13 protein-coding genes are annotated in these 12,980 nt (G+C 72.6%); 5 read left to right on the top strand and 8 right to left on the bottom strand.

From position 1 onward, the window contains the following. Nucleotides 1-151: 151 nt before the first annotated feature. Nucleotides 152-2,383 carry a catalase/peroxidase HPI gene (katG, locus tag ACFW3D_RS14690; protein WP_500504494.1) on the top strand — a complete coding sequence of 744 codons (2,232 nt, stop codon included), beginning with the start codon at nt 152-154 and terminating at the stop codon, nt 2,381-2,383. 70 nt (nt 2,384-2,453) lie between these two features. On the opposite strand, the gene ACFW3D_RS14685 is transcribed toward katG, so the two are convergent. The 5 genes from ACFW3D_RS14685 to ACFW3D_RS14665 form a co-directional block, all read right to left on the bottom strand. Further along, complete coding sequence (locus ACFW3D_RS14685; protein ID WP_500504493.1) at nt 2,454-3,734, bottom strand: DUF6986 family protein; 1,281 nt, start codon at nt 3,732-3,734, stop codon at nt 2,454-2,456. 152 nt (nt 3,735-3,886) lie between these two features. Next, on the bottom strand, nt 3,887-4,849 hold the full coding sequence (locus ACFW3D_RS14680; protein ID WP_500504492.1) for an electron transfer flavoprotein subunit alpha/FixB family protein: 963 nt from the start codon (nt 4,847-4,849) through the stop codon (nt 3,887-3,889). Between the two features lie 39 nt (nt 4,850-4,888). After that, nucleotides 4,889-5,674: an electron transfer flavoprotein subunit beta/FixA family protein gene (locus ACFW3D_RS14675; RefSeq protein WP_500504491.1), complete on the bottom strand. Its 786-nt coding sequence runs from the start codon at nt 5,672-5,674 to the stop codon at nt 4,889-4,891. 205 nt (nt 5,675-5,879) lie between these two features. After that, on the bottom strand, nt 5,880-6,470 hold the full coding sequence (locus ACFW3D_RS14670; RefSeq protein ID WP_500504490.1) for a flavin reductase family protein: 591 nt from the start codon (nt 6,468-6,470) through the stop codon (nt 5,880-5,882). Nucleotides 6,471-6,684: 214 nt separating this feature from the next. Then, entirely contained in the window at nt 6,685-7,098 is a 414-nt protein-coding gene (locus ACFW3D_RS14665) for a TlpA family protein disulfide reductase (protein WP_500504489.1), read from the bottom strand. A gap of 86 nt (nt 7,099-7,184) precedes the next feature. On the opposite strand from ACFW3D_RS14665, the gene ACFW3D_RS14660 reads away from it, so the two are divergent. Beyond that, nucleotides 7,185-7,601 carry a DUF4395 domain-containing protein gene (locus ACFW3D_RS14660; RefSeq protein WP_500504488.1) on the top strand — a complete coding sequence of 139 codons (417 nt, stop codon included), beginning with the start codon at nt 7,185-7,187 and terminating at the stop codon, nt 7,599-7,601. Nucleotides 7,602-7,741: 140 nt separating this feature from the next. Beyond that, a complete protein-coding gene (locus ACFW3D_RS14655) occupies nt 7,742-8,482 on the top strand; it encodes a lysophospholipid acyltransferase family protein (RefSeq protein ID WP_500504487.1) in 741 nt (246 codons plus the stop codon). Nucleotides 8,483-8,585: 103 nt separating this feature from the next. Here ACFW3D_RS14655 and ACFW3D_RS14650 read toward each other — a convergent pair whose 3' ends face one another. After that, nucleotides 8,586-9,203: a transglutaminase-like domain-containing protein gene (locus ACFW3D_RS14650; protein ID WP_500504486.1), complete on the bottom strand. Its 618-nt coding sequence runs from the start codon at nt 9,201-9,203 to the stop codon at nt 8,586-8,588. Nucleotides 9,204-9,288: 85 nt separating this feature from the next. Between ACFW3D_RS14650 and ACFW3D_RS14645 the strand changes: the two genes are divergently transcribed. Beyond that, entirely contained in the window at nt 9,289-10,305 is a 1,017-nt protein-coding gene (locus tag ACFW3D_RS14645; protein ID WP_500504485.1) for a DUF3048 domain-containing protein, read from the top strand. Nucleotides 10,306-10,307: 2 nt separating this feature from the next. Here ACFW3D_RS14645 and ACFW3D_RS14640 read toward each other — a convergent pair whose 3' ends face one another. Both ACFW3D_RS14640 and ACFW3D_RS14635 read right to left on the bottom strand, forming a co-directional pair. After that, nucleotides 10,308-10,700, bottom strand: a complete 393-nt coding sequence (locus ACFW3D_RS14640; RefSeq protein WP_500504484.1) for an STAS domain-containing protein — start codon at nt 10,698-10,700, stop codon at nt 10,308-10,310. A gap of 131 nt (nt 10,701-10,831) precedes the next feature. Continuing rightward, nucleotides 10,832-11,956 carry a M24 family metallopeptidase gene (locus ACFW3D_RS14635; RefSeq protein WP_500504483.1) on the bottom strand — a complete coding sequence of 375 codons (1,125 nt, stop codon included), beginning with the start codon at nt 11,954-11,956 and terminating at the stop codon, nt 10,832-10,834. A 71-nt stretch (nt 11,957-12,027) separates the two neighbouring features. Here ACFW3D_RS14635 and ACFW3D_RS14630 point away from each other — a divergent pair, with 71 nt between their 5' ends. Then, nucleotides 12,028-12,648 carry a uridine kinase family protein gene (locus ACFW3D_RS14630; RefSeq protein WP_500504482.1) on the top strand — a complete coding sequence of 207 codons (621 nt, stop codon included), beginning with the start codon at nt 12,028-12,030 and terminating at the stop codon, nt 12,646-12,648. Nucleotides 12,649-12,980 lie beyond the last annotated feature (332 nt).

The following is a 12,980-nucleotide window of genomic DNA, read 5'->3' as shown; positions in this document are numbered from 1 at the left end:
CGTCGCACTGCCGCAGCCGGTCCGGCACCCCTCTCCCCCTGTCGTGCCGCCGGTGAGGCCCCCGCGCGCTCACCGCGTCGGCCCCCACCCGAACGCGTCCGACGGCCCGCAGTCCTGAGCACCATGATCCGCCAGGTCCGGAAGGATTCCCATGTCTGAGAACCACGAAGCGATCGTCACAGACCCCAAGACGGAGGGTGTGAACGGTTGCCCCGTCGCGCACGGGCGCGCCCCGCACCCGACCCAGGGCGGGGGAAACCGGCAGTGGTGGCCGGAGCGGCTGAACCTGAAGATCCTCGCCAAGAACCCCGCGGTGGCGAACCCGCTCGGTGAGGACTTCGACTACGCCGAGGCGTTCAAGGCCCTCGACCTCGCGGCCGTGAAGCAGGACATCCTCGAGGTCCTGACGACCTCGCAGGACTGGTGGCCGGCGGACTTCGGCCACTACGGCCCGTTCATGATCCGCATGGCCTGGCACAGCGCGGGCACCTACCGCATCAGCGACGGCCGCGGCGGCGCCGGCGCCGGCCAGCAGCGCTTCGCCCCGCTCAACAGCTGGCCGGACAACGGCAACCTCGACAAGGCCCGCCGCCTGCTGTGGCCGGTGAAGAAGAAGTACGGCCAGAGCATCTCCTGGGCCGACCTGATGATCCTCACCGGCAACGTCGCGCTGGAGTCGATGGGCTTCGAGACCTTCGGCTTCGCCGGTGGCCGCGAGGACGTCTGGGAGCCGGAGGAGGACGTCTACTGGGGCCCCGAGTCCACCTGGCTCGGCGACCAGCGCTACACGGGCGACCGCGAGCTGGAGAGCCCGCTCGGCGCCGTCCAGATGGGCCTGATCTACGTCAACCCCGAGGGCCCCAACGGCAACCCGGACCCGATCGCCGCGGCCCGCGACATCCGTGAGACCTTCCGCCGGATGGCGATGAACGACGAGGAGACCGTCGCCCTCATCGCCGGCGGCCACACCTTCGGCAAGACCCACGGCGCGGGCCCGGCGGACAACGTCGGCGCCGACCCCGAGGCCGCCTCGATGGAGGAGCAGGGCCTCGGCTGGCGGAGCACCTACCGCACCGGCAAGGGCGCCGACGCGATCACCAGCGGTCTCGAGGTCACCTGGACCAGCACCCCGACCCGCTGGGGCATGGGCTTCTTCGAGAACCTCTTCCGCTACGAGTGGGAGCTGACGACCAGCCCGGCCGGCGCCAACCAGTGGGTGGCGAAGGACGGTGCCGGCGCGGGCACCATCCCCGACGCGCACGACTCCGCCAAGAGCCACGCCCCGACGATGCTGACCACGGACCTCTCGCTCCGGTTCGACCCGGTCTACGAGCAGATCTCGCGGCGCTTCCTGGAGAACCCGGACGAGTTCGCGGACGCCTTCGCCCGCGCGTGGTTCAAGCTGACCCACCGCGACATGGGCCCGGTCGTGCGTTACCTCGGTTCCGAGGTCCCGTCCGAGACCCTGCTGTGGCAGGACCCGCTGCCCGCCCGCACGCACGAGGTGGTCGACGCCGCAGACGCCGCCGCCCTGAAGGAGCAGGTCCTCGCCTCGGGCCTGACCGTGTCGCAGCTGGTGTCCGCCGCGTGGGCGTCGGCCTCTTCCTTCCGCGGCAGCGACAAGCGCGGCGGCGCCAACGGCGCCCGCGTGCGTCTGGAGCCGCAGCGCGGCTGGGAGGCCAACGACCCCGACGAGCTCGCCGTGGTGCTGCGCACCCTGGAGGGCATCCAGGAGTCCTTCAACGCGGCGCAGTCCGGCGACAAGCGGATCTCGCTGGCCGACCTGATCGTGCTGGCCGGTTCCGCCGCCGTCGAGAAGGCCGCCGCGGACGCCGGTCACCCGGTCGAGGTGCCCTTCACGCCGGGCCGTGTGGACGCCGCGCAGGACCAGACGGACGTGGAGTCCTTCGCCGCGCTCGAGCCGGCCGCCGACGGGTTCCGCAACTACCTGGGCAAGGGCCACCGCCTGCCGGCCGAGTACCTGCTGCTCGACCGCGCGAACCTGCTCACCCTCAGCGCCCCCGAGATGACGGTCCTCGTCGGCGGTCTGCGCGTCCTGGGCGCGAACCACAGGCAGTCCTCCCACGGCGCCTTCACCGCGACCCCCGGCTCGCTGACGAACGACTTCTTCGTCAACCTGCTGGACCTGGGCACGTCCTGGAAGGCGACCTCCGAGGACCAGTCCACCTTCGAGGGCCGTGACAACGTCACGGGCGAGGTCAAGTGGACCGGCACCCGTGCCGACCTCGTCTTCGGCTCCAACTCCGAGCTGCGCGCGCTCGCGGAGGTCTACGCGAGCGACGACGCGAAGGCGAAGTTCGTGACCGACTTCGTCGCGGCGTGGGCGAAGGTCATGGACCTCGACCGGTTCGACCTCGTCTGACCGTCCGTCTCGGCAGGACGTCCGGGCCGGCCCCCGCGGGGGCCGGCCCGGACGTCTTCGCGCGAGGTCCTCAGACGCCGGGGGTCCGGCCCGCGAGGGCGTCGAGGTCGGCGCGGGTCAGCCCGGTGGCCGCGGCTACCTCCGCGAAGTCCAGGGCGCCGCAGTCGAGTCCGCGCAGCAGGTAGCCGCTCAGGGCCCGGGCGGTGGCGGGTTCGTCCATGACGTCGCCGCCGGCCTTGGCGACGTACGCCGCGAGCCGGGCCGCCGCCGCGTCCAGGCCCTCGCGGTAGAAGGCGTAGACCGCGGCGTACCGTGTGGGCAGATGGGCGGGATGCATGTCCCAGCCCTGGTAGTACGCACGGACCAGGGAGCGGCGGACCAGGCCGTAGTGGAGCCGCCAGGCCTCGTGGACGCGGGGGCCGGGGCCGACGGGCAGCACATTGGTGGAGCCGTCGGAGAGCCGCACGCCCGTACCGGCGGCCGCGACCTGCATGACGGCCTTGGCGTGGTCCGCGACCGGGTGGTCCATGGACTGGTACGCCGCGCTGACCCCGCAGGCGGCGCTGTAGTCGAAGGTCCCGTAGTGCAGGCCCGTGACCCGGCCCTCGGCGGCGTCGATCAGCCGGGCCACCGTGGCCGTCCCGTCGGGCCCGAGGATGGACTGGGTGGTCTCGATCTGGATCTCGAACCCCAGACGTCCGGCCCGGAGTCCGTACGCCTTCTCGAGCTCCCCGGCGAGCCGGACGAACGCCGCCACCTGCTGGGGGAAGGTGACCTTGGGCAGGGTGAGGACCAGGCCGCCGGGTAGTCCGCCGGCCTCCATCAGGCCGGTGAGGAAGACGTCCAGGGTGCGGATGCCCCGGTCGCGCACGGCGGCCTCCATGCACTTCATACGGATGCCGACGTACGGGGGCGCGGTCCCGTCCGCGACGGCGCCGGCCACGATCCGGGCGGCGCGGGCGGCCGCGGCGTCCTCCTCGGCGTCGGGCCGGGGTCCGTAGCCGTCCTCGAAGTCGATCCGCAGGTCCTCGACCGGTTCGCGCAGCAGCTTGGCCCGCACGCGGTCGTGGACGGGCGCGGCGAGTTCCGGCGACAGGCCCAGCACGGCTGCGAACCGCTCCGCGTCGGGGGCGTGCTCGTCCAGGGCGGCGAGGGCGCGGTCGCCCCAGGTGCGCACGGTGTCGGCGGCGAAGGCGTCGGCGGGGACGTAGACGGTGTGCACGGGCTGCCGCGTGCCGGGGTCGCCGGGGTAGCGGCGGGCGAGTTCGGCGTCGACGGCGGCGAGCGAGGCGCCGATGTCCCGCCGTACCCCGTCGCCGAGCGATGTGCGGACCGTCTCGTTCTGCGCCATCGGGCACCTCCCGGTCTTCAACAAATCGTTGAAGGGAAGCTAACGCCCTCCCCTTCGCACCGTCAACGACCCGTGGAACGCCGGGAGCCCCGTGGTGCCGGTGGGGGCGTCACGGGGCTCCGGTGCGTGTGCTGCCGGACGGGGGCCGGGGGTCAGCCCTTGCGGGCCACGACCTCCTCGGTCAGCTGCGGCACGACCTGGAACAGATCACCGACCACGCCGTAGTCGACCAACTCGAAGATCGGCGCCTCCGGGTCCTTGTTGACCGCCACGATCGTCTTCGAGGTCTGCATACCCGCCCGGTGCTGAATCGCACCCGAGATCCCCGCCGCCACATACAACTGCGGCGACACCGACTTACCCGTCTGACCCACCTGATTGGTGTGCGGATACCAACCCGCGTCCACCGCGGCGCGGGAGGCACCGACCGCCGCACCCAGCGAATCGGCCAGCTCCTCGATCACCGAGAAACTCTCCGCACCACCCACACCCCGCCCACCGGACACCACGATCGCCGCCTCCGTCAGCTCCGGACGCCCCGTCGCCTCCCGCGCCGTACGCGACACCACCTTCGTGCCGGAGGCCAGCGCACCGAAGGACACCGCCAGCGCCTCCACCGCACCCGCGGCAGAAACAGCCTCCACCGGCGCCGCATTCGGCTTCACCGTGATCACCGGCGTGCCCGTCGTCACCCGCGACCTCGTCGTGAACGACGCCGCGAACGCCGACTGCGTCGCCACCGGACCCTCAGGACCCGCCACCACATCCACCGCGTCCGTGATGATGCCCGAACCCAGCCGCAACGCCAGCCGCGCCGCGATCTCCTTGCCCTCACCCGACGACGGCACCAGCACCGCCACCGGACTCACCACCGCGGCAGCCGCCTGCAGCGCGTCCACCTTCGGCACCACCAGATACTGCGCGAACTCCGCCGCGTCATTGACCAGCACCCGGGTCGCACCATGCTCACCCAGCACACCCGCGGTCGCCTCCGCGCCCGCACCCAGCGCCACCGCCACCGGCTCACCCAACCGACGCGCGATCGTCAGCAGCTCGAGGGTCGGCTTGCGAACCGCACCATCCACATGGTCCACGTAGACCAGGACTTCACCCATGGAAACTCAAACTCCTCGGAAAACAGACGGACAAGCGGATCAGATGAACTTCTGGCTCGCGAGGAACTCCGCGAGCTGCTTGCCGCCCTCGCCCTCGTCCTTCACGATCACACCCGCCGACCGCGGCGGACGCGCCGACGCCTCATCCACCGTCGACCACGCCCCCGCCAGACCCACCTGCCCCGCATCGACACCCAGGTCGGACAGGTCCAGGGACTCCACCGGCTTCTTCTTCGCCGCCATGATCCCCTTGAACGACGGATACCGCGCCTCACCCGACTGGTCCGTCACCGACACCACCGCCGGCAACGACGCCTCCAGCAGCTCGCTCGCGGAGTCACCATCACGGCGACCCGACACCACGCCGCCCTCGACCCCCACCTCCGACAGCAACGTCACCTGCGGCACACCCAACCGCTCCGCCAGCAACGCCGGCACCACACCCGCCGTCCCATCGGTGGACGCCATCCCCGTCACCACCAGATCGAACCCCACATGCTCGACCGCCTTCGCCAGCACCAGCGACGTCCCCATCACATCACTGCCGTGCAGACCCCCGTCCTCGACATGCACCGCCTTGTCCGCACCCATCGACAACGCCTTGCGCAACGCGTCCTTCGCATCCTCCGGACCCACCGTCACCACCGTCACCTCGGCGTCATCCGACGCCTCCGCGATCTGCAGCGCCTGCTCCACCGCATACTCATCCAACTCGGACAGCAGACCATCCACCGCATCCCGATCCGTCGTCAGATCCCCCGCGAAATGACGATCCCCCGTGGCATCCGGCACGTACTTCACCGCGACAACGATCCTCAAGCTCACGCTGCTCTCCTACTGCTGCATGGGTACGTCAACTGCCCTTGTGAAGGCAGCATAGGCGCCTTCGACGGCGGCTCCCCGCCGGGACGCACGGCGCTCCGGCAGAAATATTACTCACCAGTACAGCCCTCGGGGTCCCGGCGGGCAAGGGCGGCGCACTGTGACCTTGCCGACGCGGGGAGCCCCGCGGAGGATCCGGCGCAGGGGTTCAGTGGCGCAGCGCGTTGTAGCGCCCGTGGTGGTAGAGCAGCGGGCGCGCCGCCTCGCCCTGGGGGGCGCCCGCCACGGCCTGGGCGACGACGATGCGATGGTCACCGGCGGGTATCCGGGCCAGCACGCGGGCGACCAGCCAGGCCTGAACGTCCTCCAGGAGCGGTACTCCGTACGGGCCCGGTCCCCACGCGGTGGGCGGCGCGAAGCGGTCGGCGCCGCTGCGGGCGAAGGTGGCGGCCACCTCCTCCTGGTGCTCTCCGAGGATGTGCACGCCCACATGGGTGGCGTCCGCGATGGTCCGCCAGGCCGAACCCGTGCTGCTGATCCCGAAGGACAGCAGGGGCGGCTCGGCGGAGACCGAGGTGAGGGAGGTGGCGGTGAAGCCCGCGGGGCGGCCGCCGGCCGCGGTGATCACCGCGACCCCGGCGGCGTGCCGGCGGAAAACGGCGCGGAAGGCGGTCGAGTCGAACGCGTCGGTCACGGCGGGCGGCGAGGGCGGGGGAACCGGCGCGGGTGCGGGGATCGAGGAGGGCACGGCGCCCAGGGAGCCGGCGGCGGGCGTGCCGAGGTCGGGAGAGGCGGTCATGGAGTTGTCCTTCGTCGTGCTGTCGAGCCGGAGGGGTGCGGGGTCCTGGGCACTCAACGGGCGTGACAGCGGGCGCTCGCGTGCCGACCGAGGTCGACGTCGAAGCGGGAGTACAGAAGGAGGTCTCGCGACATGGCGTCAGACTGACGATCAGGGCGGCGCCGCGTCAAGGGCGCCCCGTCAGGTGGGACCGGGGTCATACACCGCGCGCGGGTCACACCGCCGCGCCGAGCGCCGCGATGACGTCGGCCTTGCGCGGCTGGCCCGACGCCCGCCGCACGACGTTGCCCCGGGCGTCGAGCACGAGCACGGTCGGCGTCCTGACGATCCCCAGCCGGCGGACCAGGTCGAGGTGGGCCTCGGCGTCGACTTCCACGTGCCGCACCCCGTCGACCATGCCGGCCACCTCGTCCAGGGTGCGTCGGGTGGCCCGGCAGGGCGCGCAGAATGCGGTCGAGAACTGGAGGAGCGTTGCCCGCTCGCCGAGTTCCGCGCCGATCTCACCCGCCGTCAGCTGATGTTCCGCGTCCTTGTCCCGCACCCGTACCCTTCCGTCCCTGCGCTTGTGGAGGATGCCGAAGATCCCCGCCGCCACGAGCACGGCGACGCACACCACCAACCCGGTCAATTCCGTCCTCCCTGCTGTGCAGCGTTCACAGGACCGCCATGATTCCCGGGGGTCCGGACGCTGTCCGTTCCGGAATCATGGCCCCCATGAGTTCTCACGCCATTGATGCCCGTGGACCGCGCTTCGGCGCAAGCCTGACCGCCGTGGTCCTGGCCGTCGTCCTCGTCACCGGCAGTGCCTGGCTGCTGGCCGTCCAGGCGCTGGTGTTCGCGGTGGGCGCCGCCGCGGGTGTGCAGAACTCACCGTACGGCCTGCTGTACCGGGTGGCGGTACGGCCCCGGCTGGGACCGCCGGCCGAGACCGAGGACCCGGCGCCGCCGCGCTTCGCGCAGGCGGTGGGGCTGGCGTTCGCGGTCGTCGGGCTCGCCGGCCACGCCGCGGGTTTCGCCTGGCTGGGTCTGGCGGCGACGGCCTGCGCGCTCGCGGCGGCCTTCCTCAACGCGGTGTTCGGCTACTGCCTCGGATGCGAGATGTACCTGTTGCTGCGTCGTACGACCGGGTGACGTGACGAGAATCTCGCCACACGACGGGCACGCGGGATGACACGGCACCCGTTTACCGGGCACGATCAGCCCGCGGCCGGAAACCTACGGCCGCGTAACTTCCGCCGGGGGCCACCCCCTACGAAGAAGGGGCCCCAGCCATGGCCGAACTCGTCTACCCGCCCGTCATCGGCTTCGCCCGCACCATGTTCAAGGTGCAGGGGCTGCGTTTCGACATCTCCGGCACCGAGCACGTGCCACGCAAGGGCGGCGCGCTGCTCGTGAGCAACCACATCGGATACCTGGACTTCGTGTTCGCCGGGCTGACGGCGCTCCCGGCCAAGCGACTGGTGCGTTTCATGGCGAAGGAGTCGGTGTTCCGGCACAAGGTGTCGGGTCCGCTGATGCGGGCCATGAAGCACATCCCGGTGGACCGCTCCGAGGGCATGCACGCGTACAAGCACGCGCTGACGGCGCTGCGCTCGGGCGAGATCATCGGGGTCTTCCCCGAGGCGACCATCTCGCAGTCCTTCACCCTCAAGTCCTTCAAGTCCGGTGCCGCGCGCCTGGCGATGGAGGCGGGCGTGCCGCTGCTGCCGGTCGCCCTGTGGGGCACGCAGCGGCTGTGGACCAAGGGCCAGCCGCGGCAGCTGGGCCGCAACGGCTTCCCCATCTCCATCCGGGTGGGCGAGCAGATGACGCCCCACGCGGACGAGAAGCCGGGCGCCCTGACCCGGCGGCTGCGGCTGCGGGTCCAGGAGCTGCTGGAGGACGCGCAGCGGGTGTACACCGGGCGCCCTTCGGGCCCCAACGACCACTGGTGGCTGCCCGCGCACCTGGGCGGCACCGCACCCACGGCCGAGGACGTCGCAGCCCAGGAGCGCGCCGCGGCGGCGGAGTGACCGGGCGCCGCGGCTGAACTCCCGCAGGTGGGCTGCGCGTTCCTCCGGGGCAGTGCGCCCTCGGCGAGGGCCCGTTCGGCGGCCGACGGGGGCATGGGTGAGGTCATCGGCCGTCCTGGTCCGTCAGGGCGGTGGGCAGCAGCCGCCACAGGTGCCGCCGGTCGACGGCCCGCCGCAGGGCGGTGAGGACGACGGACGGCGGCGTGGCGTACAGGCCGGGGTAGTCGCGTTCGCCGAGTGCGGGCCGCGGCACCCAGGCCAGTCGTTCCTCCCGGAGGGAGAACCGGGCGTCGAGACCCGGTCTGTTGCCGCGCGGGTCCTGCCGGGCCCAGTGGTCGTGGCCGGGCGGCTTCAGGGCGACGAGCCCGTGGACGACGGGATCCGTGCCGTCGTCCTCGGTGAGCCGCTGGTAGCACAGCCCCGCCGGGATGCCCTCGGCCCGCAGCAGGGCGGTCAGGGCGTGGGCCTTGGCATGGCAGATGCCGGTGCGCTGCTCCAGGACGTCGGAGGCACGCCAGGTGACGCGCGGGTCGCCGGAGTCGGCGGAGTGCGGGATGTCGTCCCGGACGAAGGTGTAGGCCGCTTCAGCATAGCCATACGGATCGGGGGCCTCCGCCCGCAGCCGGGCGGCGGTCGCCCGGACCAGCGGGTGGTCGTGGTCGATCACCTCGTCCGCCGCGAGGAAGGCGGTCGCGTCCGCCGTCTGGGGTACCGGCTCCATGTGGCGGATACTAGGAATACGCACAGCGGTTCGGCAATTGACTTTTCCGTAGGCAGCATATCCATGCAGCACGGGGGTGGCCGTCGTGGCCCGAGCACCCGGACGTCCCGCGAGAGCGGCGCTCCTGGTCGTGCTGGCGGTGTTCGCCGTCGTCCTGGTCGGCCGGGGCTGTGGCGGCCCGGAGCGGACGCCGAGCAGGCCCTCCCCCACGACGACGGGTTCGGCTCCCGGCAGCAGCGCGGTCGCGCGGTCGCCCTTCACCGGGCTGACGGGGGGTACCGGAGGGCCCGTGCTCGCGGTGAAGATAGACAACGTGGGGCCCGCCCGGCCGCACACCGGCCTGGACCGGGCCGACCTGGTGTACGTGGAGCAGGTGGAGTCCGGTCTCACCCGTCTGCTCGCCGTCTTCTCCTCCCAACTGCCCGACCGGGTGGGCCCGGTACGGAGCGCCCGCGAGTCGGACCTTGAACTGCTGCGCCAGTTCGGCCGCCCGGCCCTGGCCTTCTCCGGGGCGCAGTCCAGACTGCTGCCGGTGGTCGCGGCGGCGCCGGTGCACGACGTCTCCCCCGCCCACGCTCCCGGCGCCTACACGCGCGACGGCTCGCGTCCCGCCCCGCACAACCTGTACGCCACCCCGGAACGCCTGCTCGCCTCGGCCCCGGACGCCTCCGCCGCCCGCGACATAGGCTTCCGCTTCGGTGCCACGCCGGCCGGCGGCACCCCGGAGCGCGACCGCACCGTGCGCTACCCGAACGGTTCGGTGGGCCTGCACTGGTCGGCCGGGGACGACCGCTGGCTGGTCTCGTTCGACGGCGACCCGGCCACCACGAGCGACGGCGGCAGGCTCGGCGCGCCGACGGTGGTCGTCCAGTACGTCGCCGTCCGCCCCTCCGGCTTCCACGACCGCTGGGGGAACACCTCCCCCTACAGCGAGACGGTCGGCACCGGGCGTGCGGAGGTGCTGCGCGACGGCAAGGCGTACGACGCCAGGTGGTCACGGCCCGACGCGGCCGGGGGCACGCACTTCACCACGCCCGACGGACAGCCGGTGAACTTCGCCCGCGGCCAGGTCTGGATCGTGCTGGCGCCGCTGCCCCGCTGAGCTCACGCTATGGCGCCGTCCGTCGCGGGGGGATCGGGGGCACCCGCCGCGACCAGCGCGGAGGCCAGGTCGTCGTGGACGGTGAAGACCCGGATCGTCCGGGTGAGCCGCAACAGCCGCAGCACGCAGGGGCTGCCGCCCACGATGCCGAACCGGCCGCCGCGGTCGAGGGCCCGCTTCCGCGCCCGGATCAGCGCCGACAGACCGCTGCAGTCGATGAAGCTCACCCCTCGCAGGTCCACCACGACGTCAGGCCGCGGCCCGGCGGTGACCTCGTCCAGACGCGCGACCGCGCGCACGCCGGCGCACAGGTCGAGTTCCCCCGTCAGTTCCACCACGGTCGTGCCGCCGACCGTCCACTGCCGCACCCCGAAGTCATGCCCGTCGTCGAACATGCCCGGCCCCCCGACTGCCGCTTCCTGCTGGGCCCCTGACGCGCCGTGTGCGCCGCGCGCGGCGTACGCGCCGCGCACACCGTCGCGTGTACGGAATACCCCCCTGCCGTACCGGGCGTCAACACATCGGACTAAACAGACAGGACGACCAGGTCCCGGGAGGTCTGGTTGAGCCGTTCCCCGCCCTCTTGCGTGCAGACGGCGATGTCCTCGATGCGGGCGCCGAAGCGGTCCGGGAGGTAGATCCCGGGTTCGACGGAGAAGGCCATGCCCGGCTCCAGCGGACGGGAGCTGCCCGCGACGATGTACGGCTCCTCGTGCGTCTCCAGCCCGATGCCGTGCCCGGTGCGGTGGATGAAGTGCTCGCCGTATCCGGCCGCGGCGATGACGTCCCGCCCGACGGCGTCGAGTTCCTCGGCGGTGATCCCGGGGCGGACGGCCTCGGTCTGGGCGTGCTGGGCGCTCCGCAGCACCTCGTACATCTCGCGGAACTCGGCGGGCGGTTCACCCACCGCGTAGGTGCGGGTGGAGTCGGAGCAGTAGCCCTCCTCCGTGGTGCCGCCGATGTCGACGACGACCGGGTCGCCGTCCCGGATCACCCGGTCGGAGACCTCGTGGTGGGGGCTGGCGCCGTTCGGGCCGGAGGCGACGATGACGAAGTCGACGGTGACGTGCCCGGCCTCGATGACGGCGTCGGCGACGTCCCGGGCGACCTCGCGCTCGGTGCGCCCGGCCCTCAGCCACTCCCCCATGCGGCGGTGCACCCGGTCGATGGCTCCGGCGGCCCGGCGCAGCGCCTCGGTCTCCGCGGGCGACTTGCGCATCCGCAGTTCGCGCAGCACGTCGCCGGCCAGGCTCTGCTCGGCACCCGGGAGGGCGGCGCGGAAGGCGAGCACCTTCTCGGCCCACATGTGGTTGTCGACGGCCACCCGCGAGGCCCCCCGCGGCAGCCGTCCGGCGACCAGGGCGTACGGGTCCTCGGTCTCGCCCCAGCCGACGACCTCGACGCCGAGCGCGCCCAGCGGCGAGGCCTCTGCCCCGGGCCGCTCCAGGTGGGGCACGACGAGGAAGGGGTCGCCGAGCACGGGCAGCGCCAGGCACACCAGGCGCTCGGTGAGATGGGCGTGGTAGCCGGTGAGGTAGCGCAGGTCGGGGCCCGGCGAGACGAGGAGCGCGTCGAGTCCCGCGTCGGCGGCGGCCTTGCGGGCGAGCTCGAGTCGCTCCGGCGGGTACAGGGATGCTGCGGAGTCGGTCACGACTCTTACCGTAGACGCCCCTGGCACCCGCCGCAGTCGCTTGCGTCGGCCCAGGTCGTAGGCTGGCCCCGATGGACCACCACACCACCCCCGGGGCGCTTCGCGCGCTCGCCTCCCGGCTGCTCGCCCTGCCGCCCTCCTGCGGGCCCGTGCGCCTGGTCGCCGTGGACGGCCACGCCGGAGCCGGCAAGACGACCTTCGCCGCCGCACTGGCCGCCGCGCTGGACGGCGCTCCGGTCCTCCACCTCGACGACCTGGCCACCCACGAGGAACTGTTCGAGTGGACCGGACGGCTGCGCGAGCAGGTGCTGGAGCCGCTGCGCCGCGGCGACACGGCCCGGCCCGCGAAGTACGACTGGGTGGCGCGGCGGTTCGCGACGATCCTGGAGGTGCCGCCGTCCCCCGTGGTCCTGCTGGAGGGTGTGGGCGTGGGCCGTCGCGAGCTGCGCCCCTGGCTGGCGAGCCTGCTCTGGGTGGAGGTGTCGCGGGAGACCGCACGGGAGCGCGGCGAGCTCCGGGACGGCCCCGCGCTGGCCGGGTTCTGGGCCGGCTGGATGCGGGCGCAGGACGCGCACTTCGCCGCCGACCCCTCCAGGCCCTTCGCGGACCTGCTGGTCCACCAGCGTCCGGACGGCTACGAGCTGAGCGCACAGCCCGCCGGGACTCCGCTCACCGGCACTCTCCGTCACTGACCGTGACCACTCGAAGCCGGTGCGCCGCGGGCGCCCGGAGGCCGCCCGAGAGGTGCGTCAAGGCGGCTTGACCGGGGGGCCGTACAGGACTTACGTTCTCAATGCGCGGTCATCGTCGACCGCGCCTCAGACGCGAAGCCCCCGGTTGTTCCCCCGTGACCGGGGGCTTCGTTCTGCCCACGACGGGTGAACCGGCCCCGTACGGCAGTGAATTGCTCACCCAACGTCACCGTCCGCGTCGCTCTACGGCGCACCGGGCCTGCGCGGGTACCATGCCAACGGGTGCGCCGCCCTGGGAAGGCTGCGCCTACCTGGCACCAACTCCCGCTTCA

This window comes from Streptomyces sp. NPDC058864, assembly GCF_042742985.1.
Taxonomy (GTDB): domain Bacteria; phylum Actinomycetota; class Actinomycetes; order Streptomycetales; family Streptomycetaceae; genus Actinacidiphila.
Note: the sequence above shows the minus strand (reverse complement) of the source record. Positions and strands in the feature narration are given on the sequence as shown.